Origin of the sequence: Virgibacillus sp. LDC1, from assembly GCF_025792345.1 — a bacterium.
Lineage (GTDB): Bacteria > Bacillota > Bacilli > Paenibacillales > Paenibacillaceae > Paenibacillus_AQ > Paenibacillus_AQ lautus.
Genome location: NZ_JAOXLZ010000001.1, coordinates 3330729 through 3357332, shown reverse-complemented (window position 1 = coordinate 3357332; position 26604 = coordinate 3330729). Strand labels below are relative to the sequence as shown.

The following is a 26604-nucleotide window of genomic DNA, read 5'->3' as shown; positions in this document are numbered from 1 at the left end:
ACATTTTGCTTTCACGCTGTGGGAACTAGCATACTGAGATCTCTTTATCTTAGTTGAAAGGTGAAGTGATTTTAATGTATTCCGGGGTGATTTTATGATAATTAGAATTGCGACTAAGGAAGATATGGATCAACTCATTCAAATGAGATGGGATTTTACACTGGAAGACGATTTAGATGGAAAATTAAAAAATGAAACCTATAGTGACTTCTACGAGGAGTGTCATGATTTTTTAGGGAAAGCTTTTCGTAGTGATATTTGGAGTATTTGGGTTGCTGAAGAAGACGGCATGGTCGTGTCCAACATATACATAGAACTCATTCACAAGGTACCGAGACCAGGGAGAATTACACATCCATTTGCATATATGACGAATGTGTATACGAAACCTGGTTATCGAGGTAAAGGAATAGGAAGTAAATTAATATCAAAAATCAACGAATGGGCAAAAGAAAACAAATATGAATTCATTATTGTATGGCCCAGTGATGAAGGTGTTGATTTTTACAAAAAGAATGGTTACCAGCATTGCAAAGAGCCAATGGAAAACATGTTTGGTGAGTAAAGCAGTCAGCGAGTCACTTAACCTAAATTGACTTTATATCAAAGAAATTTATACAAGGAGAAATATGATGAATCTACCAAAACATTTTGTCTCTGCTGCTGCGGTTGTTTTGAATGATAAAAATGAAATATTACTGATCCGGGGCCCGGAAAGAGGCTGGGAGATGCCAGGTGGAGTGGTTGAAGTTGGAGAGTCTTTGGCACAAGCAGCAATCAGGGAAACCAAAGAAGAAGCTGGAGTGGATATTGAGATTATAAGGTTTTGCGGGATATTTCAAAATGTGAAGGCGAATATTTGTAATACATTATTTCTTGCTAAATACGTTGGGGGTACACCGGTAGCTACAACAGAAAGTCTTGAATCAGGATTCTTCCCATTGGATGAAGCATTGAATATGGTGACCTATATGAATTTTAGGGAGAGAATCGAAGCTTGCTTAAGACTAGCTGATGAGCCGGTATATATTGAGTTCTAGAAGGAACAAGCGTGAAGATAACTAAGGAAATACAAACGCTTCGTTTAACAACATTTTCACGCATCTGGCCATTATAAATAAAAACTCAACGAAAGAGAGTGAGCCCTGTGAAAGTAGTCGAACTTCATGAAATGAAATTAATCGGAATAAGAGTAGTATGTCCCGGTGACCAGTATGTCAATGAGATCCCCAAGGCTTCTGTTGAACTTAAAGAAAGATTGCATGAGATTCGTGACGTCGTAAAGCCGGTAAGACTTGTTGGTGCATTCATGGTTGAGGATGTATCGGAAGAGGAAGATGGTTATTGGGTATGCGTTGAGGTGAATGACATGAAACAAGTTCCTGAAGGGATGGTTTCTTTAGTCATTCCAAAACAAAAATATGCAGTCCAACAACACAAGGGGCCTAATTACGAAATTAGAAATACATATGAAAAGCTCCATCACTGGATACTAGAAAATAACCATGAACGACTGTTGAGATCCTGGCATCTGGAGATTTCGGATGAATGGGGACATGGGGAAGTGAATCATATGGAAGCAGACTTGTATGACACCATTAAATAGATTTTAAGGTTGAGATAGACGGTGTCCCATTCCAACGGAATAAATTGCGCCATTTGGGTCTTCCTGTTATAATTTTGCGTATGATATGTGATTGGGGGTTATACCGATGGCAATGCTGGATTGCTCATTAGCTAGGAAGTCCTCATGCAAAGCCTGATCTGGGGCGATACTTTGCGTGGGGTGCGATAGGATGAATTCGATCGCCCAACCTTAACTTTATCGTTTCTAATAACAGGCTTTGCACCTTCATTTTTAATAAAAATAAGGGGCTGAAAGCTATGAGTACACCATTTATTAGAAACCACCAGTTTAATGTGATTAAAAAACAATCGGATTTCCTTCTGAAAACATTGCGAACGATCGCGGATAGAAAAGTACTGGAAACGGTCAGGTATCGTTCCGTAATGAACATTATGGAAACATTTCCGGCTCTGACAGAGGATCAGAAGCGGATGCTGGGAGAAATATCGACCATCGAGAAGGCCGATGATTTCCAGAGATATCTTAACGGATTAGAACCTTATCTGGAGCCTTATCCGACGATTACGCTGAAACAGATTCAGAAGTTATTTCCTAAAAATAAGAAGCTGAAAGTTCCGGATCTGCAATCGATCGACTTTCGATATGTAACGTATTTGGGCTGGGTGGATATAGCCACTAACAAGTTATTTATCGTGTATCCCTTCGAAGGAAGATTCATCGGTATTGAGGGAAGAATTACGCCGACCAACAAGAAAGGGTACTGTCTGTTCTGCAACCGGCATCAAGAGCTTGCCTTGTTCTCGGTCAAGACCAAGCCGGCCGTTGCTTCACCGGATAATCTTTCTTTCATTGGCCAATACGTATGTTTGGATAGCCAAGCATGTAATCACAGTATTACCGATACAGGGGCGCTTGAAAAATTCATTCTCTCCGCCAGCAAGTAAACACAATATCAAGAATAGGCTGCCTTTAAGGGCAGCCTATTTTGTACTATATTCCCGTTTGAAGGACATAAAAACCATGAAAGGGCGTTGAAACATATGAACGATGTAAGCTTAGTTAAGCCTCAGCTGGGACTGAAAGATGAATACTTATCATTTTATCAAGAATGGAAAGAATCCGGTGAGGATATGATTCCTTGGGTCATTAGCAAGGATCCAAGTGATTTTCAGGGAATGTTGCAGGAGCTCTCTAATCAAGAGGAGGGGATTGGTGTAAAGCAAGGCTGGGTCGCAGATTCAACCTTTTGGTTAGTCGATAAACATCATAGAGTATTAGGTGCGGCTAATATTAGACATCAACTAACCGAACATTTGTATCATGCTGGCGGGCATATTGGCTATGGTATCCGCCCGTCAGCAAGATTAAGAGGCTATGCGACGAAACTATTGGAATTGTCCTTGATTGAGGCTAAGAAACTGGGGATAAACGATGTCTTAGTTGTCTGTGATGCCGGTAATGTGGGATCTGAAAGAACCATTATCAAAAATGGTGGGAAGCCGGATACCGATTACATAGAGGAAGACGGAAACGTAGTTAAAAGATATTGGATCAAGAATACTTGACAGTAGCGATCCCGCAACACGTCTGCTAGAAAATAATAGATCGAATAAGTCCGGAAGGTGCCATCGTTACCCGCTACCGGACTTTTTTAGGCAGCATTGCGGCTCAATAAAGGTTTGAGTTGTTGCTCCGTCCACCTTACTCCCTCACATACTCCACCGAGTATATATGCGTCCTCGTTAAATCAATGACCTCTTTAATAAAATCCTCCTGGGATTCCCTGAAATCGTTTCGGATCCAGTTCAGAATCAGTCCGTGGAAGCCGTAGGCCGTGTACCGTTTAAAGTAATCCATGTTAACCGGAGTATGGTTAATCGTTTCGAATATAAATCGTTCCTTATAGATTTTTACGATCATTTGAGGGAATTCCGTATGTAGTCCCGGCAAGGTATCCTCGTATTTAATCAGCTCAAAAAAATCACGATGCTCATAAATGTAGGCAACGATATTGAAGGACGGCGCACTGAGGTTTGCCGTATATACTTTGTGCCCCGGGATGTAAGGCTTGCCCACCGATTCTTCCAGGCCACGTAGTATGGAAGCCAGCAAGTCCTCGGCTAACTCGATTTTATCCTGGTAATGGACATAAAAGGTGCTGCGGTTATAAGAAGCCTTATCCACGATGTCTTTCACCGTCACGGCATGATATCCCTTCTCTTTTACAAGTTGAATAAAGGCGGATTTCAGATGTTCTTTCGTACGATTTTTTCGCGCCGATGTCACGATTTGTTCATGATTCACGAAAAGAGCGCCCCCTCAAAAAGACAGTTTTGTTCTAAGTGTTGACTAGATCGACACTTCATAACAGGTTAATGATTGTGAAATGTGAACAGAATAGTACAATTGAATTGTAGCAAAAATAGTACTAAATTTAATATCTTAAATTGCTTCTAATTAATATAGTACTATTTTAATTCATTATACGGGGGTATCCAAGATGGGGAAATTACTAAACAAAGTAGCTGTAATTACCGGTGGTGCATCCGGCATCGGTGCGGCAACAGCACGCCTCTTCGTTGAAGAGGGAGCCAAGGTGGTGCTTGTTGATATAAATGAGGAAAAAGGTAAGGCGTTTGAAGCCGAACTGAAAGCGAATCATCACGAAGCGCTGTTCGTCAAAGCGAATATCACAAGCGAGGAAGAAGTAGCGGGCATCTTCAAACAAGCGATTGACGCCTTCGGTAAAGTTGACGTTGTATTTAACAACGCAGGGATCGGGCGCGTTCATTCTTCGCATGATCTGGAGTACTCCGAGTGGCGCAACACCGTAAACGTGGACCTGGACGGCGTATTCCTGGTGGCACGCGAAGCTATCCGTGAAATGTTAAAAGCTGGCGGAGGCACGATCGTCAATACCGCATCCATGTACGGCTGGGTCGGCTCGCCTGGTTCCGCAGCCTATAATGCAGCTAAAGGCGGGGTTATTAACTTGACGCGTTCCCTGGCACTGGAGTATGCGGAGCAAAATATCCGGATCAACGCACTATGCCCGGGCTTTATCGACACACCGATCATTCCGGAGGAGAGCAAGCAAGCGTTGGCAGCGGCCACTCCGATGAAGCGTCTGGGACAAGCTGAAGAAATGGCAAAGGCTGTTCTGTTTATGGCATCGGATGACTCTTCATTCATGACGGGAAATACCCTGACGGTTGACGGTGGATATACAGCCCAATAATGGGTGAGCTTAGACGTAGAGAGAATCATGACATCTTACTAGGAGGTATACACCATGAGCAAGTTTGATGGAAAAGTGATTGTAATTACTGGCGCAGCAGGCGGGATCGGAACGGCAGCCGCGAAAAAGCTGGCGGAGCAAGGTGCCAACCTTGCCCTGGTCGATTTGAACCTGGAAGCCGTCCAACAAGTGCTCTCCGATTTGGGTCTGGACGATTCCAGAGCGATTGCGCTGCAAGCCAATGTCGCCATAGAAGAGGAAGTCAAAGCCTATGTGGATGCCACGGTCGAGAAGTTTGGCAAAATCGACGGCTTTTTCAATAATGCAGGGATCGAAGGAATCACCGCAAATGTAGAGGATTATCCAACCGAGACTTTTGAAATGGTCTTCAATGTCAACGTGAAGGGGGCCTTCCTTGGATTGAAATACGTTGTGCCGGTGATGAAAAAACAAGGATATGGCAGCATCGTAAACACCTCCTCCGGTGCAGGCCTTATCGGTTCGCCGGGATTTGTCGGATACAATAGCTCCAAGCATGCCGTGATCGGCATGACAAAAGTGGTAGCATTGGAAGCTGCTCCGTTCGGCGTTAGAGTGAATGCCGTAGCGCCTGGGGTGATCAATACGCGCATGATGCGCCAAATTGAGAAAAACACCGTTCCTGAGGATGCGGAAGGTGCAAGAAAAGCATTTGGCGCCGCCGTTCCGCTCGGAAGATATGGGGAAGCGGAAGAGGTAGCCAACGTCGCCGTTTTCCTGCTGTCTGACGATGCCTCTTATGTCACGCAATCCATATATACCGTGGATGGCGGCCAAATCAACCAGTAAGGTTTATAAATAGCCTAGCATACAGGGTCTTGGTCCGGTGTTTATACCGGTCAAGACCTTTTTTACATTCATTAGGAGTAGCAGTGCAGCGGCCTATTTCCCTCTGTTTATAGGTGGGTCATTTTTCATATTGGGGTCTTGCGCTTTTTGGAATATAATGGTGTTACTAGCTCCCGCATGAGGAATGGAAGGATCCGAAAACAGTAGTGCACGTAAAATGGGAATTAGAAAGGGGATAGGAAGTGACGGAGATCAGCCAAGTCCGTATGGAAGACCTGTGGTCGGTTCGAAGAGAACGTTTAGGTAATCGATGGTTAATCGGCGTTCAGAATCAACTTCCACAGTCTTACGAGGACGAACAGCGCTTGTTTGCAACCCTTAAAGCCAGAAGAGATGAAATACAGCATCAAACAGCTGATCCGAATACGTACATGGTGATCCATGATGACGGGTGGAAGATGACGGTAGCATTGATGGTAAGTCGTATCGGGGATATCCCGGAGGGCATGGTATCATTGAATCTTCCGGAAGAGGAGTACGAGGTTTTCCGGTTTGAAGAGAAACATATTTGTTCATTCTGGCAGTATTTCTGCGAAACCGATCATCGGAACAAATATGGCGTCAATGCAGCCAAGGCACGATTTGAAACATTTAACGACACCTTGCAGCCGAATGGCGTAACGGAAATTTATTATCCGAAAGAATAGGAATGGATGTCCGAACATGTATCATGGATGAGTAACTGCGAAGGGAGGAAGGGATATGCGCGCGACTGAAGATATCATGCAGGTATGGAGGAAGTTCAACGACTTTCCAATGGAAACCCTAACTAAAGCCTGGCACAGCCTAATCGACCCGGAATGCAAACAACGAACAACAGATGTCATGAAAGAGCATCGAGCATTATATGGAACGTCGGGCAATTGTTTTGATTTGGCGATTTGGTTAATCGATGAATTCAGACAGAACAAAGTACCCTGTTATGGAGTGCTAACGGAGCATTTGCATGTCGCCGTGGTCGCCGTCAACGAAGAGGGCCACAACTATTTCTGCGATCTTGGAGATCAATGGATTGAGCCTGTTTTGTTGGAACCGGGCCATGAAGCGTATACGGAAGAGTTTGTGGATGGTTTTTTTCCAGGTTCGTTCATTAAACTGAACACCCGAGCGAATCGTCTCTGGGTAACCTACAGAAGACCAAACGGAAAGGAAAGCAGCCAAGAATTCGACTTGACGCCCATATCCGATGAGGCATTGATCGAAGCGGGGCAAAAAACGCAGCGCCTGTTCAGCGATCCGCTTGTGGAAAAGCGGATTTTTACGGATCAGCAGGTTCTCCATTGGGAATTCGATAATTACGAAAGCTACCTAAGTTCCAAGGAAGGCCGAAAAGTGGAGCCTCAGCTGAAGGATATCGAGGAATGGGCAAAACGAATACATACAATGAGCGGGATCCATGAAGAAGTCGTCATGCGGGCATTGGAAGTCTACTTGAAAAAGTCGTCTCATCCTTAACCCGTCACCCAAAAAAGGAATAAACAACGTTCACGATTCGATTGCCGAAACAAGGGGGGAGACAAACGTGAAGAAACTGCCGACAATTCAATTAGAAAGATTAACATTACGGCCATTCCATTTAGATGATGCCAAAGTCGTTCAACAATTAGCAGGGGATCCATATATTGCGGAAACCACATTGTATATCCCGCATCCGTATGAGGATGGGATGGCAGAACAATGGATAGAAACACATGCTCATAACTTTAATGAAGACCGATCACTGGAACTAGCTATCGTACATAAGGAAGAACAATATGTAATAGGTGCTATATGTATTGGATGTAATAAGAAGTTTGATCATGGTGAACTTGCATATTGGATTGGGAGACAGTATAAGAATAATGGATATTGTACGGAAGCGGCCAAAGGTATCGTAAGGTATGCGTTTGACGAAATGAAATTAAACCGTATATTTGCCCGTTATCTGGGGAAGAACCCTGCATCGGGTAAAGTTATGGAAAAGTTAGGAATGAAATATGAAGGGCGATTAAGACAGCATGTTCGAAAATGGGATCAATATGAAGACCTTGTGTATTATGGTCTTTTAAAAGAAGAATATGTTTCAGAGAATAGCTAAAGACTTAGTAGAATTAGAAAACTGCATCACAGGGACAACTCGAAAAACAAACGATTAAACGGGTATTTTTGTCTTTAACCATTCTATAACTCTGGTAATATACTATATCATTCCCAAACAAGGAGTGATATAAATGGCAAACAGTGATGTACGTCTTGCGCTTTGGTCAGGCACTAATTTTTCCGTTCGTCGGATTCTCTTCAGACGAGGAGGCGTTGCGGTTCGAGACCTTGGAGCGTTTCGGTTTGACAATGTTCTTTCGAGTTTCCGACTCAGAAATGTTGCGCAGAGCTCTGAAATAACGCTTGTATTGTTTTCGAGAATTAACTTTCAGGGAGCGTTCCGTGTGTTCCGTGGCAGCCAAAACGTAGCGAACTTGGCGAATTTTAACTTTAACAATGTGACATCTTCGTTCATTGTTGTAGGACGCAATCTTACGGACGCTGAAATATCCCAAATCCAAAGAACTGCTAGACCGCCTCAAGACATCCTCGTAATTAGACAGTAATACTGAGATAGTTGAATGAAATGAAGAACCCAAAAGCGGCTCATTCCTCGTGAGAGGATGGGCTGCTTTTGTATGATTAGTTGAACCATTCGACAAAGAAGTTCCTTATACCGATTGAACGTATGATTAATACTGTTTTAAGAAAACCTCATCGATTCATTTAACAGCATATTGACAATAACAAGAAGCATGTTACTATATTACCGACAGACAGTCGGTCTAGAAAAGGAGGGGGAATCATGCGAGTCGTAAAAAAAGCGGAAGAACGCAGGAACGAAATCCTTAACGCGGCGGAGGAGCTTTTTGGTCAGAAGGGCTTTGACGGCACAAGTACAAACGAAATTCTCGAAAAGGTCGGGATTGCGCGTGGAACCTTGTATCATCACTTCAAGTCAAAGGAGGATATCATGGATGCGCTGATTGACCGGTATACCGTCCGGCTGTTGGAAGGAGCACAGGTAATTGCCGCGGACAAGAGCATACCTGTAGTTGAGCGCATCATCCGCGTTGTGATGGCATTGAACATAAGTGGCAGCGACGAAAATGGAAGCAGCAAGGAAATCATGGAGCATATTCACAAGCCGCAGAATGCGCTAATGCATCAGAAGATTCAAAAGGTCATCATCCATGGCGTTCCGTCGATTCTGACGGGCATCATCCGCGAAGGCATCGAGCAGGGGATGTTCAGCACGCCGTACCCGTATGAATGCATGGAAATGGTGGTGATCTATGCGAATACCGTGTTTGATGACGATATGGTTGCTATGACGGACAAGGAACGAGGGAAGCGTGTTCTGGCCTTTGTTTTCAATGTCGAGAGGCTGCTCGGTGCAGCAAGCGGAAGTCTTATGGACGTTATGCAGATGTTTGGTGGAGGAGATGAAAGCAGCCTTGAATAAATCAGGGAAGTCTTTCGTCATTCTGTATAAGTTAAAGTCGGTTAAAATGCTTGAAACAGAGGTGTCTTATGTACTCCAGAATAATCCGCAATGATCTTTTAAAAAGCAAGGCCACTACGCTAACAACCATGATATTTGTTGCTGCTGCGGCTATGCTTGTTTCGCTCGCGGCGATCCTCGTCGTCAATCTCTCGGGTGCGCTGAACACATTGATGACACAAGCCAAAACCCCGCATTTTATGCAGATGCATTCCGGTGAAATAGATTCTGCGCGACTTTCAGCTTTTGCGGAGCAACATCACAATGTGGATGATGTTCAGGTGATGGAATTTCTCAATATGGACGGTGCGCGGATACGATTAGGCGAACATTCACTTGCGAATAGTGTCCAGGATAACGGATTTAGCATGCAGAGCCAAAAATTCGATTATCTTCTTGATCTCAACGGTAGCATCATTAATCCCGCCATCGGCGAGTTGTATGTTCCAGTAAGCTATATGAAGGATGGTACCACCAAGGTCGGTGATAAGGCGGTTATTAGCGGGAAGGAGTTTATCGTTGCAGGATTCCTCCGGGATTCACAGATGAACTCTGCGCTCTCCTCCTCCAAGAGATTTCTTGTACATAAACATGATTACGCGGAAATTAAGAGCCTCGGCAGCACGGAGTATCTGATTGAGTTTAGATTAAAGGATTTGTCCGAGCTCGGTTCATTTGAAGCGGCTTATGCCTCCGCAGGCCTTGAAGCAAACGGACCAACCGTTACATATAAGCTTTTCAAAATGATGAACGCACTTTCCGATGGGATGATGATCGCGGTTATACTGCTTGTGAGCGCGCTTGTCGTGGCCATCGCATGGATGTGCATACGTTTTACGCTCCTGGCGAAAATCGAAGACGACTATCGTGAGATTGGAGTGATGAAGGCAATAGGGCTGCGTGTTTCCGACATAAAGAAGATGTATCTTGCGAAGTACGCAGCGATTGCCGCGGTGGGTAGTATGCTCGGTTTTGCACTGTCGGTTATGTTCAAAGGCATACTTCTTGAAAATATACGGCTTTATATGGGGGAAAGTGAAAATTCCTCTTATGCTTTGTTGTTCGGAATCATCGGCATACTGCTTGTATTCCTTGCCATGCTCGCCTTCGTAAGCGGAGTGTTGAAGCGCTTTCGGAACATATCCGCTGCAGAAGCCATACGCTTTGGTACTTCGCAGGAAAAAAACACAGGCGCCAAACGTTTTAATCTAAGTGGAAACAGGCTGTTGAATACGAATGTTTTCCTCGGTATCAAAGACGTTCTCGCACGGAAAAAGCTTTATGCTACAAGCCTATCGGTACTGGTGATTTCTGCATTTATCATGATGGTTCCACAAAATCTGTACAACACCATTTCATCTACAAGCTTCATCGAATATATGGGGATCGGAAACTACGATATACGTGCTGACATACAGCAGACGGATAACATTTCAGAGAAAACGGCTGAACTACGAAATGCGATGAACAACGACCGTGCCATATCTAAGGTTGCCGTCCTTACAACAAAGGCATTTAAAATCAAAAGAGAAGACGGTTCAGAGGAAAACATAAAGGTCGAACTTGGCGACCATTCCATATTCCCAATTGCCTATTCCAAAGGCAGAGCACCCGCCGCAGAGAATGAAATTGCACTGTCGGCTTTGAACGCTGATGAGCTGAGCAAGAAGGTCGGTGATGTCATTACACTGGTGATGGAGGGCCGGGAGAAGAATCTAACGGTAAGCGGAATATATTCCGACATTACCAACGGCGGCAAAACCGCAAAGGCGGTATTCACCGACAATTCGGCGGATATGATGTGGAGCATGATCTCCGCTGAACTTTCGGATAAATCTCTTGCCGCCGCGAGGATTTCGGACTTTGCGGATAGGTTTGATTTTGCCAAGATTTCAGACATTGATGAATTTATTGCACAGACATTCGGTTCAACGATAAATTCTGTTAAAAAGGCCTCTCACGCTGCTATGGCTGTTGCGCTGATGATATCGGTACTGATTACCCTGTTGTTTATGAAAATGCTTATTGCTAAGGACAGATATCCCATTGCCGTTATGAAAGCCCTCGGTTTTACGAACTCGGACATGAAGTTGCAATATGCTTCGCGTTTGGTATTTGTTCTGATTGTCGGTATTGTTCTCGGAACTCTCCTGGCAAACACGCTCGGAGAAATGCTTGCGGGTGCGGTTATCTCTTCGTTTGGAGCGTCGACGTTTCATTTTGCGGTCCATCCGCTTTCGGCGTATCTGTATAGCCCGCTTATGATGATAGCCTCGGTGCTTATCGCAACGATCATCGCCATATCGGGCGCAGGACAAATAAAAATATCCGAATATATGAAGGAGTAGGCATATGGAAAAGATGATTATCGGTGATTATATCGTAAAATCTTTCGGCGAGGGCGACGAACAGCGTAATGTTCTGGACGGGGTGTCCGTCTATGTTAACGAGGGCGAGTTCGTTGCTGTTATGGGACCATCTGGATCGGGAAAGTCAACGCTAATGTTTGCACTGAGCGGGACGGATGGCGTGGATGGCGGAAAAGTCGTTTTTGATGGTAAGGATTTATCGACGCTTGGGGAGAATGAGCTTGCAGATATACGCAGAACCAAAATGGGTTTTGTGTTCCAGCAGCCGACGATGCTGAAAAATCTGAATATCCTCGACAACATCATTCTTCCATCCATGCGGGATAACCGGAAAAACGCGGCGAAAATTTCACTCAAGGCAAAAGAGCTTATGAAAAGGGTAGGCATTGCAGAGCTTGAAAAACGCAGCATTACCCAAGTTTCGGGTGGTCAACTTCAGCGCGCGGGAATATGCCGGGCGCTAGTGAACAGCCCGAGCATTATTTTCGGCGACGAGCCTACGGGGGCACTCAACTCCATATCCGCTCAGGAAATCATGGACATATTTTCTGAAATCAATGCAGACGGTACCGCGGTCATGCTTGTCACTCACGATGCACAAGTTGCAGCGCGGACGGAGCGCATCATGTTTATGCGCGATGGGAAAATGGTAAGTGAACTCAAGCTTCCCAAGTTTGTGGGAACGGATATGGATGGCAGGGCCCAGAAAGTTATGGTGAGAATGCAGGAAATCGGAATATGAAATCAACCTCACTTCAAGCCGCAGGGCTATCGCCCTTGGTTAATCGGATGTATAATTATGGAATCATTTGATTCGATCGATAATTACACTTGATTAGTCATTGGAGCGAAACATCAGTCATGAAACGGGTGGTGTTATACGATGCATGAACAGTCCAAACATTTCGTTGCTGTTTCAGCTTTAGTGAAGAATGAGGATGGACATGTGCTAATGGTTCGTACGCATTTGCGTTCAGATACGTGGGAACTGCCAGGTGGCTTCGTAGATGCTGGCGAGCCGTTGGATCAAGCGGTGTGCCGGGAGTTTCTGGAGGAAACGGGAATGGTGATACGCCCTGTAGGCATATCCGGCGTTTATTACAACGAGAGGCTTCATGTCTTGTCCGTCGTTTTTCATGCGGAATACGTCAGCGGAGAAATAACCATTCAACCTGAAGAAATTGTGGAAGCGAAATTTGTAGACTTGGATGATACGAACCTGGATAAATACATAACAAGGCCTCAGATCAAATCACGCTTGTTTGATGCCATCCGTGCAGAGAGTTCGGCCCCGTATGAGACTTGGGATTTGAACCCGCCTCGGTATAAGCTGCTGTCCAGATTGGACGGGGAACCGCTGAATGTCAAAACGGCATTTTTACTCACGGGGGAGCCTCGGATGGGTAAAACGACGATGATCAAGGAACTCGTACATCACCTCGGCCCTGATCTTTGCGGTGGATTCTATACGGAGGAAATAACGAACTCGAGTGATCGAATAGGTTTCAAATGCGTGTCCGTTAGCGGGGAAAGCGTCGAGATTGCACATGTAGATAGTCCCAGCAGCACCCGTATTGGAAGATACGGAATGGATGTAGAAGCATTCGAGGATTTTGCCGTGAACATACTAGAAGACGCCTTGTCCTCCAAGAAAATCATTGTCATCGATGAAATGGGATTTATGCAAATGCTATCTGCCTCTTTTCAAAAAATAGTACAAGAGATTATTTCTGATCATCGGATTGTTCTTGGGACGATACCCGTAGAGAGTCACCCTGAAATAGATAAAATTAAACATCAGAAGGAAGTAAGTATCATCAGCTTGAATGAATTCAATCGTGACACGATATCCAAAACTTTGTTAAAGGATATTTTGCAAGCCTTGGAGGGTGAATGATATGCGGATCGAAGATATCTTTTCGGATCTCCCAACATTGGAAACAGAGAGAACGATTCTAAGAAAATTAAGAAGCGAAGACGAACAAGATATCTTTCAATACGGATCGGATGATGACGTATCGAGATATACCGCTTGGCCGACGCATCGAACGATGGAAGATACCCGTATCTATTTAACGAAGGTGCTGCAGAAATATGATCATCATGCAGTCGCCCCTTGGGGAATCGTGGACAAAGAAACCGGAAAGATCATCGGAACTTCGGGATTTATGGCTTGGAACGTCCATCATGCTAAGGCGGAGTTGGGATATGTCTTGTCCAAGGATTATTGGAATCTCGGTTACATGACCGAAGTAATCAGGGCCATCCTCTCTTTTGGATTTGACAGAATGCAGCTGGTAAGAATCGAAGCAAGCTGTCTACCGTTAAACCTAGGTTCAGCGAGAGTGATGGAAAAGGTCGGCATGACCTATGAAGGTTTAATAAGACAGACGATACTCGTTAAAGGGAAACATGAAGATCTGAAATTATATTCGATTGTATTGGATGACTACCGGAATCCGAATAACGTCCCTTAACGGGCCTTGGCCGAATAACACTCATCGTAAAACCCCCTCGTTCATGAACGAAGGGGTTTTACATGGAATGATCAGCAGGTAAGCCGATTACTTAGCGGATCTCCCGGCATACATGTTCCGGTACACGGCCGGGGTGAGGTTCTCGAACTTTTTGAACGTTTTGATGAAATAGCCCGTATCGCAGAAGCCCAAGTCATCGCTCACTTGATGGATTGGCGAATCGGTTGATTCCAGCAGCTGCTTGGCCCATTCAATCTTGAGCCGGGCGATGAAAACGGAGAAATTCTCCCCTGTCTCCTTCGTAAATGTGCGGCTAAAATAGCTGGGGCTGATGTGGCAAAGCTTGGCCATCTCTTTCAGGCTGAAATTCTCATGCTTGTGCGCAAAAATATAGTCGAACGCGGGTTGAAGTACTGCATTCGAAGAGATAAACCGCCCAGCGCCATTCTTCAATTTCGTATCGATCAGTGCACCCGACAGCTCCTGCTGTATGGATTGAATGCTGCGGACCGCACGATCGGATTCGTTAAAAGTCTCAACGGAAGTGGGCGCGTCCATGTTAGCCGTGAGCACTTTTTTGTACATATCAACCGTGGTATGCTTTTGAATCGCTTCCTCCACGATATAAGTGCTTAATTGCAGCAGCAAGTCCACACACTTCGTTACTTCCTCGTAAGACAAGATTGGCAGGGCGTTGTAGTCCGCTTCGAGTTCTTTAAACTTCCGGTTTGACTCCACATTGGGCGGCCGAGACACGATCTGCTCCAGCATTGGCGCGTCAGGTTCCCGGAGCTTAAGCTGTCCGGCCATGATCGCACCAAGATATTGGTTATCGATGATGATCGGAATGGCGATATCGATAATGTTGAAATGGCACAGATAGATGTATGGTTTGTTCTGGCGAACCGCTTCAATACCGGCTCGCGCGTCGCATTTTTGACAATACTGCGAAAGATGGCCATCCTGGCGCACGCCTTGGCAGAAAGGCTGACAGTAGCTGTGTTTGGTCACGGGAACGCCCTTGTAATCGACCGTAAGGATTGCCATTTTGGTCACGAGCGATAAGGAATCCTGCAGCTTCTCCCACTTCTCCAAATCAATGATTTCTTCTAAATCGAACCGGGATTTGGACATGACGATATTCTCCTATGAACATAATAGAAATTCTATTGAATATTATAGCGAATAATTCTACTAAAGGACAAGATAATACAATTTACCATGTAAATGACAAAAAAACACGATAAGAAAACGCTTTATTCCGATCTCATTGTTTCATGCTTCCCTAATGAGTGAAATCTATAATAATACATATAGTCAATCTAGGAGGAATGAAAAATGAGAAGGGCGTTTATCAGTCCGACAAAATATGTGCAAGGTGAGAACGAACTGTTGAATTTAGGCTATTTTGTAAAGACATTCGGAGATTCCGCTCTGCTGATTGCCCATCCTGATGATGTTGAACGGGTGAAAGACAAGCTGGAGTCAACGAAACAGAAATTCAATATAACGCTAGTTGAAAGCGGCTTCCGTGGGGAATGCTCCCGGCAGGAGGTTGCCCGATTGCAAGCTTTGGCGAAGGAGCATCAATGTGCCTGCACGGTTGGCCTCGGCGGAGGCAAAGCCATTGATACGGCAAAATGCGTAGCCGAAGGCGAGGCTCTGATTATTGTCCCGACGATTGCGGCAACCGATGCACCGACAAGCCATTCGGCGGTCCTCTATACCCCGGAAGGCGAATTCGATGATTATGCTTATTTCAAACAAAGTCCTAGCGTTGTTATGATTGATACAACGGTTATTGCCAAAGCACCGACTAGATTCCTTGTTGCTGGAATGGGAGACGCGCTCTCTACCTATTTCGAAGCAAGGGCGACGGCTCAATCGTATTCCAATGTCAATGCTGGTTTGCCATGCGGCGTTCGCGAAGGCGTGTGCGGTGAGGCCAAAGGGACGATTACATCGCTGGGGCTTGCAAAGCTATGCTATGACACGCTGCTTGAGAACGGATACAGAGCAAAACTGGCCTGCGATCAAAATATCGTGACGCCAGCCTTGGAGAATATCGTCGAGACGAATATTCTGTTATCGGGACTAGGCTTCGAGAGCGGCGGCTTGGCAGCGATTCACGCGATACACAATGGCTTGACGGCTTTGGAAGGAACCCATCATTATTATCACGGCGAGAAGGTAGCCTTCAGTACGATTGCTCAATTGGTGCTTGAGAATGCGGACCGGGAGGAAATGAAGGAAGTGCTGGACTTCTGCCTGTCGATCGGTCTCCCTGTATGCCTGGCGGATATCGGAGTAGAGCAAGTGACCTACGAGGAATTGCTGGAAGTGGCCAAGAAGGCATGTATTGCCGAGGAATCCATTCATTCAATGCCATTCCCGATTTCGGAGGAAGCGGTAGCATCCGCGATTATGGCCGCTGACCAGTTGGGCCGTCAATACAAAATAAGTAAGGAGATATAAGATGAAAAAAATCATGAACAAGCCGGAAACCTTGGTTCGGGAAATGTGCAATGGGCTTGTGCTGGCGCATCCTGAGCTGGCGTTCCACCCTAAATTTAAAGTGATTTCCAAAAAAGAAATCAACCCCAATAAAGTTACGCTGATCAGCGGCGGCGGAAGCGGGCACGAACCGGCCCATGCCGGATTCGTTGGAAGCGGCATGCTGGATGCGGCCGTGTGCGGCGATGTGTTTGCTTCCCCATCCCAAATTCAGGTGTATCAAGCGATCCGCAGCTCCGCGAGCAATAAGGGAACGCTGCTTATTATCAAAAATTACAGCGGCGACATCATGAACTTCAAAAATGCGGCCCACCTTGCGAGCGAGGACGGTATCCAAGTGGATTATGTGAAGGTCGACGATGACATCGCCGTTGAAGACAGTCTCTATACAGTAGGGAGAAGAGGGGTTGCCGGAACGGTGCTCGTTCATAAGGTAGCCGGAGCGGCCGCAGAAGCGGGACTGTCCCTGCCGGAAGTGAAAGAAGCGGCGCAGCATGCGATTAACCATGTTCGCAGCATCGGCTTTGCGTTTACCTCCTGCACCGTGCCCGCCAAGGGAACTCCGACGTTTCATATCGAAGCTGACGAGATGGAATACGGCGTCGGCATTCATGGCGAACCGGGAATCCGCAGGGAGAAAGCCGTTCCTGCAGATGAGCTGGCGCAGCGGATGGTCACGTCTTTGCTGGACAACTTGCAGATGAATGATTCTGCGGAGCACGAAGTTGCCGTATTAATCAATGGATTTGGCGGCACGCCGCTGCAGGAGCTGTACTTGCTGAACAATTCCGTGATGCGCGAATTGGCTTCCCGGAACAAGCGGGTATTCAAAGTCTTCGTCGGCAACTATATGACCAGCATCGATATGGCAGGCGCATCGGTGACGATCATGAAGCTGGACGAGACGCTCAAGAAGTGGCTGTCTGCGCCATGCGATACGCCAGCACTGTCGGTTAAGGGATCTTTTGAGCCCGTGAACTATACCGAGGTTATCCATGAACAGAAGTCAGAGAACACGGTATCGTATAAAAACAATACGGATGCTGACGCAGCAGTGATTAAGAACAACCGGTTATCCTTGCAAAATATCGTATATCTGATCGATCAAATGAGCGAGGTCATCATCGAGAACGAGGTGCCGTTCTGCGAGCTTGACGCCCATGCCGGAGACGGGGATTTCGGCATGAGTGTCGCTAAGGGATTCAAGCAGCTCAAGGCGGAGTGGGATGATATTCTAACCCACCATCTTCGTGATATCGGCGATTTCCTCGACGCCTGCTCGATGATCATCATGGAGCATTGCGGCGGGGCTTCCGGACCGATCTGGGGATCCGCATTCCGTGCAGCGAGTAAATCTGCCAGTCAGAAGCAGGAATTGTCCGTTCAAGAGGTCGCAGATATGATGCAGGCCGTTGTGAAAGGGATCCAGGATACGGGCGAAAGATCGTTCGGAAGAGGAGCGGTCGTCGGCGACAAGACATTGATCGATGCACTCGTGCCGTTCGCGGATGCCTGGACACATAGTGCAGAGCAGGGCGAAGAGATGAAGCCGGCAGCGATCAAGGCGGCAGAGGCAGCGGTTCTCGGAGCGCAGAAGACGGCAGACATCGTTGCCCGAATGGGAAGAGCGGGGACGGTAGGCGAACGCAGCATCGGATACCCGGATGCGGGCGCACACGCGCTCGGGGTTATTTTCACCGAGCTTGCCAAAGTGATGAAGTAATGTACAAAAGCGGTATGTACTTTTCGGAGAAGATGTGCGTTGTCATAATTAGTGATAATATTTTCATAATTTATGAGAAAACTTTTTCACAATTAGCGAGAAATGTATTTTTATACAATTGATATGCATGTTGTTGGTGACATTCCACACTTATAAAATATTTAGTTAATCTAGGGCGTGTATGCAAACTGTGACCCTATAATTTGGGTAATTAATAAGTATGATGAGACGATATGAAATACGTGACGACCAATGGGAAAAGATTAAGGACCTACTGCCACCGGAACGAAAACCACAAGGAGGGAGACCCCCGAAAGACCATCGTCATACGGCTTTAGAGGTGATTCTGCTGCCAGTGCTGTTGCAGGTACAAGTTGGAACCCGAATGGTTTAGTTATTAAAAGCCCATTTGATCCTAAGAAAGAAATAGCATTTTATACCTATAAATCTGATCCGGGCATGATATATTATGGTGAAAGGAAACGTCCTGATAATAAAATCACTATTAAAGAACCTCAAACTGTTTGGGACAAAGTAAAGGATTTCTTTTCGGCTGATTATTATCCTAATGGGGTACCATTGCCTAATAATATGCCTCCTCTAGGTGAAAAGAATAGTGGAGGCACCTGGTTACCGATCCCTAGGAGAGGAATACCTTTTATGCCATTACGTTAAAAGGAGAAAATGTATGAATATTACTAAGTGTATTGAAGATATTTTAGTAGATAGGTTCGCCCAGCTTGGGTTTAACTATGAAAAATCAGATACTGGTTGGACTTTTATAAGGGAGTATGGCGGAGTAAAGGAGTTCATCGAAATTGAAAAAAGCAATTGGTATGAAAATGCTATAAGTTGTGAGTATCGAAAAGGTACTTCTACTAGAAATACTATTGCCTTTTTGAGAGATCGTATAGAACAGGTGCATGTATTTTCAGATGAATCTACTTTAAAAGAAGAATTGAAATTGATAGTAGATATAACTGAAAAGTATGCTTTAAAATGGTTTGAACAAATAAAAGTTAAGAAAAAAAACCCGCCGGATAACTTTCTTAAAGAGGAGTGGGCTCCATTACTCCAGTCATTTATCAGAAAAAATAGTATTGAATTTGATAATATTGAATCAATTTCTATCTTAGACAAGATGCTAATACAAGAAGTTTCAAAAGAGGAGATATACTCAATAAGCTATTGTTTCGGGGAGATTATAAAACAAAATTTTGGTGCGGAATGGGATTATAGTCCAGAAGATGGGCCTTATATTAAAAACATTGCAGGCTCAAAGAAGATTGCTCTCAAACCATTTGTTCTTGTTACTAAAACAGTAATGAATCCCGATGCCCTTAGTTTAGAGTATTTTTTTACAAATATTAAAAGCGCGGTTGATGGTATCAAGAATTAATCCATGTGCACGCAAATACGTGGTAGGCTTCTGAAGGTGGGGTATGTGTCTGAAATTCCCTTGCCAGTAATTACGCGAGAGTGTTTATATTGAAGATCAAAAATTGATAAAGTCCTATATGGCTGAGTTGTATTGCTGTAAATACCACATGCGAGTGTACCGCTCCATGTGGTTTGTTTTTTTATTGTTGAGTTCTAAGAGAATACTGGTGTCGGGTGAGAAAAACATAGTAACATTAGAAGCCGCTAATTATGCGGCTTTTTATATTTATGTTATCAAGTTCTTGTCAAAACAAAATGACAAGAACTTGATAACATTCCCGACTGATGACAAGAACATTGTTACATATGATTTCATCGAAGGCAGCAGACGCCTTTTTATTAAGCTAACGGGCAGGATAATTGAATAACCCTGCGGAATAGTTGCAAGTTGAGTCCCTATGCTAAAATAAGGAAACTGGAAAGGAGAGTGGTGTGACGCAATGCAGACGAGAAACTCTACATACAACATTCAAAATGCAAGCTTAGGAATAGAACGAGAGGTTGACCGATTAAAAGCACAAGCATCTATGGGATGGGAGAAAGAATATAGGAATCTGAAATGGTATGGATTAAAAGATGGTATGGATATTTTGGAGCTGGGGAGTGGTCCTGGGTTCTATACGGAACAATTGCTTAATAACCTGCCCCAAAGTCGGGTCACAGCACTTGAAATTGATAGCTTACTACAAGATAAAGCAAAACAAATGCTTTCCAATGTCTCAAATTCCAAACTAAATTTTGTGCAAGCCTCTGTTTATGATACAGGACTCCCTGACAATACGTTTGATTTCGCTGTTGCAAGATTGCTCTTTTTGCATTTACATCACCCAGTTGAAGCTGCAAAGGAAATTTTTCGCGTGTTAAAGCCTGGAGGAAAACTCGCTATTATTGATATTGACGATGGGATCTTCGGAGTCATTCATCCCGTGGTTGAATCTTTACATTCAATTGTGAAGAAACTTGCGGATTTACAGGCTTCGATGGGTGGGAATCGCTATTTAGGAAGGATGCTTCCTCGATTGTTAAGGGAAGCTGGTTTTATTGATGTGGACATAGATGCGACTTTACAACATAGCGATATTCACGGTGTCGAGGGGTTCAGGAAGCAATTTAACATTCAACGTTTCAAGGGCTTCTTTGAAAGAGGAATCTTGTCGCAAGATGAGTTCGAGCAAATTAGAGAATCATCCGAGAGATTAGATACTTCCGAAGATGCTTACGCTATGATGACTTTCATTTTGGGCTGTGGTACAAAACCCACGTTCAACTAACGGGAAACGATAGCTCAATGAAGATATATAGAGGCAGCCGGCTTTTTGGTCGGCTGCTTCTTCTCAACTAACGGGCAGGATATTTTCAAAAGTTTAGAGAATACCCTACATATGGAATTATTTACGAAGTAGTGAATAAGACGTTATACGACAGTCTCTAAAATACATAGAAAAACATAGAAAGGAATCATTGAATGATCATTAGGACCGTTTCATTGTGTCTAATTCGAAGAGGCGATCAAATATTAGTTGAAGAAACATATGATAAAGCCGTAAACAAGACTTTTTATCGACCGATTGGTGGTACGGTTGAGTATGGAGAGAATAGTAAAGAGACGATAGTTCGAGAAGTAAAAGAAGAATTAAATGCCCAAATACAAGAACCCAAGCTAAAGTTTGTCATCGAAAACCTATTTTCATACTTGGATCAGATAGGTCATGAAGTAGATTTCATTTATGAAGCTGATCTTGTTGATCATGACTTATACAAAAGAGAAGTTATCGAAGGCATAGAAGGAATAACTCCATATAAAGCAGTTTGGAAATCAATTAATGGATTCGAGAATAATGAACAGGAAAAACTAGTACCGGATGGATTATTGGACCTATTGCTTGCGAATTACTCAGAGAGAATTAGCAAAGTCGAGCACATTAGAACTACATAATACGGTGTCCGGGTTGCTGGAGCTCAGAGCCTATCAAGGAGAAGATTGGGATACAGCTCAAGTTATGTCAAAGCAACATGAATTGCATGATAAAACCAATCTGCTTCATTTCATGAGCTATGCGAGAGGGCTTGTTCGCCGAGTGTCCGTTCAATTCGGAGCGGTGGCCGTATTTTCATATGGTGCGTTTTTGTTAAGCCGGGACGCTGTAACGACAGGTGCTTTAGTCGCCTTCATGTTCTATTACTTCCGTATGATTCAGGATATCACTTTCCTTGTGACGATGACATCGGAACAAAAAGTGTTGATGAATCAGGTTGATAGACTTTTCAGCTTTATGAAGCAACAACCGGATATTCGGGAATATGAATCTACGAGTTCTCTATCGGGGGTGCAAGGAGAGATTGTTTTTCATAATGTCGCTTTCCGTTATGATACCCAATCCGAATTGATCAAGGGCTTCTCTTTACATATTAGACCAGGGGAGAAGGTCGCTTTTGTCGGTACCAGCGGCAACGGTAAGTCGACATTACTCAAGCTGATAGGCCGCTTCTACGATCCGACGCAAGGGGAAATTCGTCTAGATGGCATTCCGCTTCCGAAGTTATCGGTAAAGCAGATTCGCGGGACAATGGGATATGTGTTCCAGGAAACCTATTTGTTCGGCAGCACTATCCGTGAAAATATAAGATTCGGTGCGCCAGATGCAACGGATGAACAGGTTGAAGCTGCGGCCAAGGCGGCTTATGCCCATGACTTCATTCAACAGTTTCCACAAGGTTATGATACGTTCGTTGGGGAGCGCGGCGTGAGGCTGTCGGGTGGACAGAGGCAACGCATCGCAATAGCCCGAATGTTTATCAAAAATCCAAGAATTGTGTTGCTCGATGAAGCAACAGCGGCATTGGACAATATCAGTGAATGGGAAGTCCAGCAAGCTTTAACTCGCTTGTTTGAAGGAAGGACAATCATTGCGGTAGCTCACCGGTTATCTACCGTGGAGAATTTCGATACAATTATTGTCGTGGATCAAGGCATCATTGCCGAGAAGGGTAATTATGAGCAATTGATGCAACAGCAAGGCGTTTTCCGCCGATTGGCAGCGGGAGAGGAGCGTGCGGTTGGTGAATAATTGGGCATGGATCTGGACATATGCAAGGCAGGTCAAGGGCCTACTGGCGCTCACGATATTGCTGTTAGTGTTGGAGATAATATCCAGTATCGGCGTTGTGGGTATCCAGAAATTTATCATCGATGATTTATTTGTAAACCGTAAGTTCGATTTGTTAGTCCCCTTGATGGCAGGGCTTGCCGGTCTAGCAGTCACTTACAATGTGCTTCATTTATTTGCCGCGCTTGTGAGAAACAAAGCAACGTTCAGACTGCAAAAACTGCTGCTTGCCGATATGCTCCGTTATATGCATCGCATTCCGGTAGGACTTTTCCGGGAGGAACGCACCGGCAAATATGTCACCCATCTGACTGATGATGTTAATCAATCTGCGAATCTGGTAGGCGGTACGATCCCAAACGGTATGATGGAAATAAGCGGAGCAATCATTCTTACCATTATTATCGGAATGGCAAGTCCGGTATTGCTTCTGGCAGTGATACTGACCAGTATCGTTTATATTTTGATGGGCAAGCATTACGCACCACGGATGAAAAAAGCGGCAAAGGACAGCGCCGCTAGTCAGACGGAAGTTAGTGTTACTATTGAGGAAGGAATTGCTTCCTCCCGTGAGGTCATTGCCTTTCATCGTGAGGAATGGGAAGGTCGGCGTTTCAGGGAGAAGCTGACTGTTCATTTCACCAATTTAATGAAGCAGGTTGACATTTCTAATCGGCAGTCGATGTTTTCCATGCTCATGCTGTGGGGGATTCGATTGCTCGTATTGGGCTACGGAGGCGTGCTGGTTATTCAGGGAAGTATGTCCATCGGTTGGCTGGTCGTAGTGTATCAGTTCTCTACTCAGCTTCTACAAGCCTATGAGAAGGTATACAACTTCTTTATGGGGGTAGCAGGGAGTATGGCGTCTGTGGAGCGCGTCCGCGAAGTGATGGGAGGAGAAATAATCACGAATGGCGCACTCCAGATTAAAGAGCCACTTCGCAGCCTTGCCTTTCAAAATGTCTCCTTTCAATATACATCAGATAGACAGCCGGTCATTCGCGGGCTCGACATTGATATACCGTTAGGTAAAAAGGTAGCTTTTGTTGGGGCGAGTGGCGGTGGGAAGTCGACTATTGCGCAACTGCTTGTCCGATTCTACGATCCGTATCAAGGACAGATTGCAGTTAACGGCGAACCGTTGACGCAAATTCTACGGGATGACTGGATGAAGCGGATTGATATTGTTTTTCAAGATGCTTATCTGTTTCCCGATACGATTCAATATAATTTGACATTGGGACGCCACATTCATGAGGATAAGTTGAAGGATATCTGCAGAAGCATGAGAATTCACGAGTTTATTGAGTCTCTTCAACACGGTTATGATACAAAGGTGGGAGAGCGGGGTATCCAACTGTCAGGTGGACAGAGGCAGCGTATTGCCCTCGCACGTGCATTATTGGCGGACAGTGAAATTCTCATTATGGACGAAGCTACTTCGGCGCTGGACTTGGAGACCGAACGACTTGTACTGCAGCAACTCGATATTCTTCGTCAGGGCAAAACAACGATTTTTATAGCACATAGGTTGACGACAGTTATGGATGCGGACATTATCTATGTTTTGGATGATGGCCGTGTGGAAGAACAGGGCACACATGAGCAACTTCTAGAGAGGGGGAAAATTTACTCTCAACTGGCACTAGCTGAACTGAGATAGATGTTTTCTTCTCGTATGACGTCGAAACCACGCACCTCAATTTAACTTGATATTGAGATTTCCTAAGTTGTTTATGGCATTCAAGAAGTTGACCGCTCGGTAACAATGGCCACCGTAGGGTGGCTTTACTTGGAGGCGTGATGTTAAGACATATAAATCATCGGTGGTCAGCTTATAGTAAAGATCCGGATTACCTTGTTCTAAGGCATCTCGTTCTTCCTGGCTAGTTGTTGTTTCTGAATCACCTGCATATGTCGGAGGACAAGAACTTTTATTCATTGCCGATAAGAAATTTATCTAATGAAATTCGGTATAATCATCTATTAAGCTAACGGGCTGGATAGTAGAGGAGAAGGTTAGCCGGCAAGTATCGAAGTAGATAGACCAAAGGGAGTTGTTGAAGCGATGATGAAGATTCGAACAATGACAGGCGCCTTTCTCTTCAATTGTCGGTGGACAAAAACATAGTCCCATAAGAGCCCGCGCCCAGCGCGGGTTTTCTGTTTAGGCTTTAGCCAGTTGAGTGCGTGAAACGCGCGAAACAAAAAAACCACCCGCTATGAAGTGACCCCATAAAGTTAGACATATTATTTTATTAGGCAACTTGTTGGGCATGAGTTCGGTACTGTACCGGACTCATGCCTTTTAGTTTTGCTTTAATACGCTTGTGATTGTAATAATCGATATATGTAGAGAGCTCTTGTTTAAACTGCTCAATACTTTCAAATTCATTTATATATAGAAATTCAGATTTCATGATGCCAAAAAAGTTCTTAATGACGGCGTTGTCGTAACAGTTACCCTTACGGGACATACTTTGCTTGACACCGCGTTCTTTGAGGGCATGACGATACTGTTTCATCTGGTTGTGCCAGCCTTGGTCCGAATGAATCAGAAGCGTATCTTCATCCGCTAGTCGATTGAATGCTTGATCTAACATTGTTGAAACAAGGGAATAGATGGGTCTTGAACCGATCGTATACGTAATAATCTCCCCATTATAAAGATCTAACATGGGAGATAAATATAGTTTTTCTCCAAATAATTTAAACTCTGTTATATCCGTTACCCACTTCTCATTTGGCTTTTCCGCGAGGAAGTTACGCTCTAGAATGTTTGGTGCAATCTTCCCAATCAAACCTTTATATGAACGATATTTCTTCATGCGTACCAGACACTTCAATCCCAACACGTTCATCAAACGCTGCACCTTCTTATGATTTACATGGTGACCGCGGTTCACTAACTCATCTCGAATACGGCGATAACCGTAACGCCCCTGATGTTCCTCGTAAATCGCTTGAATAACGTCCTTTAACTCAGAATCTTTGTCCGGCATACCGAATGTATTCACCCAGTAGTAATACGTGCTACGAGGGATATCTGCGAGCTGCAGAAGTGCTTTCACCGAAAATTCGTTCCTTAGTTCATAGACTACTTGCGCTTTGTCTTGTTTGGTGATTTTTCCTTGTTTTGAACTAAGGTGTTCAACTTTTTTAAATAAGCATTCTCCATACGCAAAAGTTCTATCTCTTTTTGTAAAGCCTCTACAGACCCCTCTACAGGCTTTTGATCATTCAGTTGTTTTGGATCCTTTTTCATGGATGAACGCCCCTTTTTCTTTGGTTGTAGGGCGTCTATTCCGTGTAATTCTAAGCTTCTTTGCCAGCTTAGAATGGTACTATGACTGGCAATATTAAATACTGCAGCTGTCTCTCTAATAGACGTCCCGTGTTCTTTCATATGATTAAGTACGTCTAGTTTATCCTGTACGGAATACGGTGTATAGCGCTTTTTAAAGACCTCTTCACCATGGTGCTCATATTGTCTAATCCAATGTAATAGGACAGTATGATGAAGTCCTATTGATTTCGCAATCGATTTCATGCTTTCTGATCCATTTTGATAACGTATAACCGCTTGTAATTTTTCGTCCGGACTAAAATTAGCCATAGAAAAAACTGCACCTCCAATGTTAGATGGTGTCTAACAATTGGGGTGCAGTTCATTGGACGGGTGGTCATGATTTTTATGTAGTCAAAATTGTGTCATGAAAACCTAGGGTTTTAGGTCG

At 44.5% G+C, this 26604-nt stretch carries 27 protein-coding genes and 2 pseudogenes; 26 read left to right on the top strand and 3 right to left on the bottom strand.

All coding sequences use genetic code 11. The features are described from left to right. The first annotated feature begins 94 nt into the window (after nt 1-94). The 5 genes from OHJ21_RS15110 to OHJ21_RS15090 all read left to right on the top strand — a co-directional run bounded on the left by OHJ21_RS15110 (nt 95) and on the right by OHJ21_RS15090 (nt 3153). On the top strand, nt 95-565 hold the full coding sequence (locus tag OHJ21_RS15110) for a GNAT family N-acetyltransferase (RefSeq protein ID WP_326113875.1): 471 nt from the start codon (nt 95-97) through the stop codon (nt 563-565). Between the two features lie 67 nt (nt 566-632). Beyond that, nucleotides 633-1040, top strand: coding sequence for an NUDIX hydrolase (locus tag OHJ21_RS15105; RefSeq protein WP_326113876.1), 408 nt, complete (start codon nt 633-635; stop codon nt 1038-1040). Nucleotides 1041-1147: 107 nt separating this feature from the next. After that, complete coding sequence (locus tag OHJ21_RS15100) at nt 1148-1606, top strand: GyrI-like domain-containing protein (RefSeq protein ID WP_100538416.1); 459 nt, start codon at nt 1148-1150, stop codon at nt 1604-1606. Between the two features lie 278 nt (nt 1607-1884). Then, nucleotides 1885-2532 carry a FusB/FusC family EF-G-binding protein gene (locus OHJ21_RS15095; protein ID WP_326113878.1) on the top strand — a complete coding sequence of 216 codons (648 nt, stop codon included), beginning with the start codon at nt 1885-1887 and terminating at the stop codon, nt 2530-2532. Nucleotides 2533-2628: 96 nt separating this feature from the next. Continuing rightward, the gene (locus OHJ21_RS15090) at nt 2629-3153 is read left to right on the top strand and encodes a GNAT family N-acetyltransferase (protein ID WP_486020411.1); all 525 of its coding nucleotides are present in this window, start codon (nt 2629-2631) and stop codon (nt 3151-3153) included. A gap of 136 nt (nt 3154-3289) precedes the next feature. On the opposite strand, the gene OHJ21_RS15085 is transcribed toward OHJ21_RS15090, so the two are convergent. Then, nucleotides 3290-3892, bottom strand: coding sequence for a TetR/AcrR family transcriptional regulator (locus OHJ21_RS15085; RefSeq protein ID WP_486020409.1), 603 nt, complete (start codon nt 3890-3892; stop codon nt 3290-3292). Between the two features lie 196 nt (nt 3893-4088). Between OHJ21_RS15085 and OHJ21_RS15080 the strand changes: the two genes are divergently transcribed. The 12 genes and pseudogenes from OHJ21_RS15080 to OHJ21_RS15025 all read left to right on the top strand — a co-directional run bounded on the left by OHJ21_RS15080 (nt 4089) and on the right by OHJ21_RS15025 (nt 14083). Beyond that, entirely contained in the window at nt 4089-4826 is a 738-nt protein-coding gene (locus OHJ21_RS15080) for an SDR family NAD(P)-dependent oxidoreductase (RefSeq protein ID WP_486020408.1), read from the top strand. Between the two features lie 54 nt (nt 4827-4880). Further along, a complete protein-coding gene (locus tag OHJ21_RS15075) occupies nt 4881-5654 on the top strand; it encodes an SDR family NAD(P)-dependent oxidoreductase (RefSeq protein WP_100538411.1) in 774 nt (257 codons plus the stop codon). Between the two features lie 242 nt (nt 5655-5896). Then, nucleotides 5897-6361, top strand: coding sequence for a GyrI-like domain-containing protein (locus OHJ21_RS15070; protein WP_486020406.1), 465 nt, complete (start codon nt 5897-5899; stop codon nt 6359-6361). Nucleotides 6362-6416: 55 nt separating this feature from the next. Then, nucleotides 6417-7169: a hypothetical protein gene (locus tag OHJ21_RS15065; protein WP_486020405.1), complete on the top strand. Its 753-nt coding sequence runs from the start codon at nt 6417-6419 to the stop codon at nt 7167-7169. A gap of 67 nt (nt 7170-7236) precedes the next feature. Beyond that, nucleotides 7237-7791, top strand: coding sequence for a GNAT family N-acetyltransferase (locus OHJ21_RS15060; RefSeq protein ID WP_486020404.1), 555 nt, complete (start codon nt 7237-7239; stop codon nt 7789-7791). 133 nt (nt 7792-7924) lie between these two features. Next, the gene (locus OHJ21_RS15055) at nt 7925-8299 is read left to right on the top strand and encodes a hypothetical protein (RefSeq protein ID WP_100538408.1); all 375 of its coding nucleotides are present in this window, start codon (nt 7925-7927) and stop codon (nt 8297-8299) included. A gap of 239 nt (nt 8300-8538) precedes the next feature. Next, nucleotides 8539-9198, top strand: coding sequence for a TetR/AcrR family transcriptional regulator (locus tag OHJ21_RS15050; protein ID WP_326113886.1), 660 nt, complete (start codon nt 8539-8541; stop codon nt 9196-9198). A 68-nt stretch (nt 9199-9266) separates the two neighbouring features. After that, on the top strand, nt 9267-11585 hold the full coding sequence (locus OHJ21_RS15045; RefSeq protein WP_486020402.1) for an ABC transporter permease: 2319 nt from the start codon (nt 9267-9269) through the stop codon (nt 11583-11585). A gap of 4 nt (nt 11586-11589) precedes the next feature. Next, nucleotides 11590-12348 (top strand): ABC transporter ATP-binding protein, encoded by a 759-nt coding sequence (locus OHJ21_RS15040; protein WP_486020401.1) that lies wholly within the window; start codon nt 11590-11592, stop codon nt 12346-12348. Nucleotides 12349-12489: 141 nt separating this feature from the next. Beyond that, nucleotides 12490-12951 (top strand): annotated as a pseudogene (locus OHJ21_RS15035) (NUDIX hydrolase); the annotation flags it as partial. After that, the gene (locus OHJ21_RS15030; RefSeq protein ID WP_486021045.1) at nt 12949-13503 is read left to right on the top strand and encodes a nucleoside-triphosphatase; all 555 of its coding nucleotides are present in this window, start codon (nt 12949-12951) and stop codon (nt 13501-13503) included. The pseudogene OHJ21_RS15035 and the gene OHJ21_RS15030, both read left to right, overlap by 3 nt. Before the next feature lies 1 nt (nt 13504). Further along, nucleotides 13505-14083: a GNAT family N-acetyltransferase gene (locus tag OHJ21_RS15025; RefSeq protein WP_100538403.1), complete on the top strand. Its 579-nt coding sequence runs from the start codon at nt 13505-13507 to the stop codon at nt 14081-14083. Nucleotides 14084-14170: 87 nt separating this feature from the next. Here OHJ21_RS15025 and OHJ21_RS15020 read toward each other — a convergent pair whose 3' ends face one another. Further along, nucleotides 14171-15217, bottom strand: coding sequence for a PocR ligand-binding domain-containing protein (locus tag OHJ21_RS15020; protein ID WP_100538402.1), 1047 nt, complete (start codon nt 15215-15217; stop codon nt 14171-14173). 204 nt (nt 15218-15421) lie between these two features. Between OHJ21_RS15020 and OHJ21_RS15015 the strand changes: the two genes are divergently transcribed. The 9 genes and pseudogenes from OHJ21_RS15015 (at nt 15422) to OHJ21_RS14975 (ending at nt 24530) form a co-directional block, all read left to right on the top strand. Beyond that, a complete protein-coding gene (locus tag OHJ21_RS15015; RefSeq protein ID WP_486020399.1) occupies nt 15422-16558 on the top strand; it encodes a glycerol dehydrogenase in 1137 nt (378 codons plus the stop codon). A gap of 1 nt (nt 16559) precedes the next feature. Further along, nucleotides 16560-18320 carry a dihydroxyacetone kinase subunit DhaK gene (gene dhaK / locus OHJ21_RS15010; protein WP_486020398.1) on the top strand — a complete coding sequence of 587 codons (1761 nt, stop codon included), beginning with the start codon at nt 16560-16562 and terminating at the stop codon, nt 18318-18320. A 223-nt stretch (nt 18321-18543) separates the two neighbouring features. Beyond that, a pseudogene (locus tag OHJ21_RS15005) lies at nt 18544-18645 on the top strand (IS5-like element ISMra2 family transposase); the annotation flags it as partial. A gap of 134 nt (nt 18646-18779) precedes the next feature. Next, the gene (locus tag OHJ21_RS15000; protein ID WP_486020396.1) at nt 18780-18995 is read left to right on the top strand and encodes a hypothetical protein; all 216 of its coding nucleotides are present in this window, start codon (nt 18780-18782) and stop codon (nt 18993-18995) included. A 13-nt stretch (nt 18996-19008) separates the two neighbouring features. Further along, nucleotides 19009-19719: a hypothetical protein gene (locus OHJ21_RS14995; protein WP_486020395.1), complete on the top strand. Its 711-nt coding sequence runs from the start codon at nt 19009-19011 to the stop codon at nt 19717-19719. A gap of 481 nt (nt 19720-20200) precedes the next feature. Then, nucleotides 20201-21031, top strand: a complete 831-nt coding sequence (locus tag OHJ21_RS14990; RefSeq protein ID WP_486020394.1) for a methyltransferase domain-containing protein — start codon at nt 20201-20203, stop codon at nt 21029-21031. A gap of 194 nt (nt 21032-21225) precedes the next feature. Continuing rightward, nucleotides 21226-21696, top strand: coding sequence for an NUDIX hydrolase (locus OHJ21_RS14985; RefSeq protein ID WP_486020393.1), 471 nt, complete (start codon nt 21226-21228; stop codon nt 21694-21696). Nucleotides 21697-21760: 64 nt separating this feature from the next. Beyond that, nucleotides 21761-22828 (top strand): ABC transporter ATP-binding protein, encoded by a 1068-nt coding sequence (locus tag OHJ21_RS14980; RefSeq protein WP_486020392.1) that lies wholly within the window; start codon nt 21761-21763, stop codon nt 22826-22828. Beyond that, on the top strand, nt 22821-24530 hold the full coding sequence (locus OHJ21_RS14975) for an ABC transporter ATP-binding protein (protein WP_486020391.1): 1710 nt from the start codon (nt 22821-22823) through the stop codon (nt 24528-24530). Before OHJ21_RS14980 ends, OHJ21_RS14975 begins: the two co-directional genes overlap by 8 nt. Nucleotides 24531-25125: 595 nt before the next feature. Here OHJ21_RS14975 and OHJ21_RS14970 read toward each other — a convergent pair. Beyond that, a protein-coding gene (locus tag OHJ21_RS14970; RefSeq protein WP_486020390.1) for an IS3 family transposase occupies nt 25126-26483 on the bottom strand; the annotation gives its coding sequence in 2 pieces (ribosomal slippage) (nt 25126-26030 and nt 26030-26483; 1359 coding nt in all). Nucleotides 26484-26604 lie beyond the last annotated feature (121 nt).

Bases quoted from the DNA above. Each gene is read 5' to 3' on its own strand.
- OHJ21_RS15110 (WP_326113875.1), top strand. From the start codon at position 95: ATGATAATTAGAATTGCGACTAAGGAAGATATGGATCAACTCATTCAA.
- OHJ21_RS15105 (WP_326113876.1), top strand. From the start codon at position 633: ATGAATCTACCAAAACATTTTGTCTCTGCTGCTGCGGTTGTTTTGAAT.
- OHJ21_RS15095 (WP_326113878.1), top strand. From the start codon at position 1,885: ATGAGTACACCATTTATTAGAAACCACCAGTTTAATGTGATTAAAAAA.
- OHJ21_RS15090 (WP_486020411.1), top strand. From the start codon at position 2,629: ATGAACGATGTAAGCTTAGTTAAGCCTCAGCTGGGACTGAAAGATGAA.
- OHJ21_RS15080 (WP_486020408.1), top strand. From the start codon at position 4,089: ATGGGGAAATTACTAAACAAAGTAGCTGTAATTACCGGTGGTGCATCC.
- OHJ21_RS15075 (WP_100538411.1), top strand. From the start codon at position 4,881: ATGAGCAAGTTTGATGGAAAAGTGATTGTAATTACTGGCGCAGCAGGC.
- OHJ21_RS15065 (WP_486020405.1), top strand. From the start codon at position 6,417: ATGCGCGCGACTGAAGATATCATGCAGGTATGGAGGAAGTTCAACGAC.
- OHJ21_RS15055 (WP_100538408.1), top strand. From the start codon at position 7,925: ATGGCAAACAGTGATGTACGTCTTGCGCTTTGGTCAGGCACTAATTTT.
- OHJ21_RS15050 (WP_326113886.1), top strand. From the start codon at position 8,539: ATGCGAGTCGTAAAAAAAGCGGAAGAACGCAGGAACGAAATCCTTAAC.
- OHJ21_RS15045 (WP_486020402.1), top strand. From the start codon at position 9,267: ATGTACTCCAGAATAATCCGCAATGATCTTTTAAAAAGCAAGGCCACT.
- OHJ21_RS15040 (WP_486020401.1), top strand. From the start codon at position 11,590: ATGGAAAAGATGATTATCGGTGATTATATCGTAAAATCTTTCGGCGAG.
- OHJ21_RS15025 (WP_100538403.1), top strand. From the start codon at position 13,505: ATGCGGATCGAAGATATCTTTTCGGATCTCCCAACATTGGAAACAGAG.
- OHJ21_RS15020 (WP_100538402.1), bottom strand. From the start codon at position 15,217: ATGTCCAAATCCCGGTTCGATTTAGAAGAAATCATTGATTTGGAGAAG.
- OHJ21_RS15015 (WP_486020399.1), top strand. From the start codon at position 15,422: ATGAGAAGGGCGTTTATCAGTCCGACAAAATATGTGCAAGGTGAGAAC.
- dhaK (WP_486020398.1), top strand. From the start codon at position 16,560: ATGAAAAAAATCATGAACAAGCCGGAAACCTTGGTTCGGGAAATGTGC.
- OHJ21_RS15000 (WP_486020396.1), top strand. From the start codon at position 18,780: ATGATATATTATGGTGAAAGGAAACGTCCTGATAATAAAATCACTATT.
- OHJ21_RS14995 (WP_486020395.1), top strand. From the start codon at position 19,009: ATGAATATTACTAAGTGTATTGAAGATATTTTAGTAGATAGGTTCGCC.
- OHJ21_RS14990 (WP_486020394.1), top strand. From the start codon at position 20,201: ATGCAGACGAGAAACTCTACATACAACATTCAAAATGCAAGCTTAGGA.
- OHJ21_RS14985 (WP_486020393.1), top strand. From the start codon at position 21,226: ATGATCATTAGGACCGTTTCATTGTGTCTAATTCGAAGAGGCGATCAA.
- OHJ21_RS14980 (WP_486020392.1), top strand. From the start codon at position 21,761: ATGTCAAAGCAACATGAATTGCATGATAAAACCAATCTGCTTCATTTC.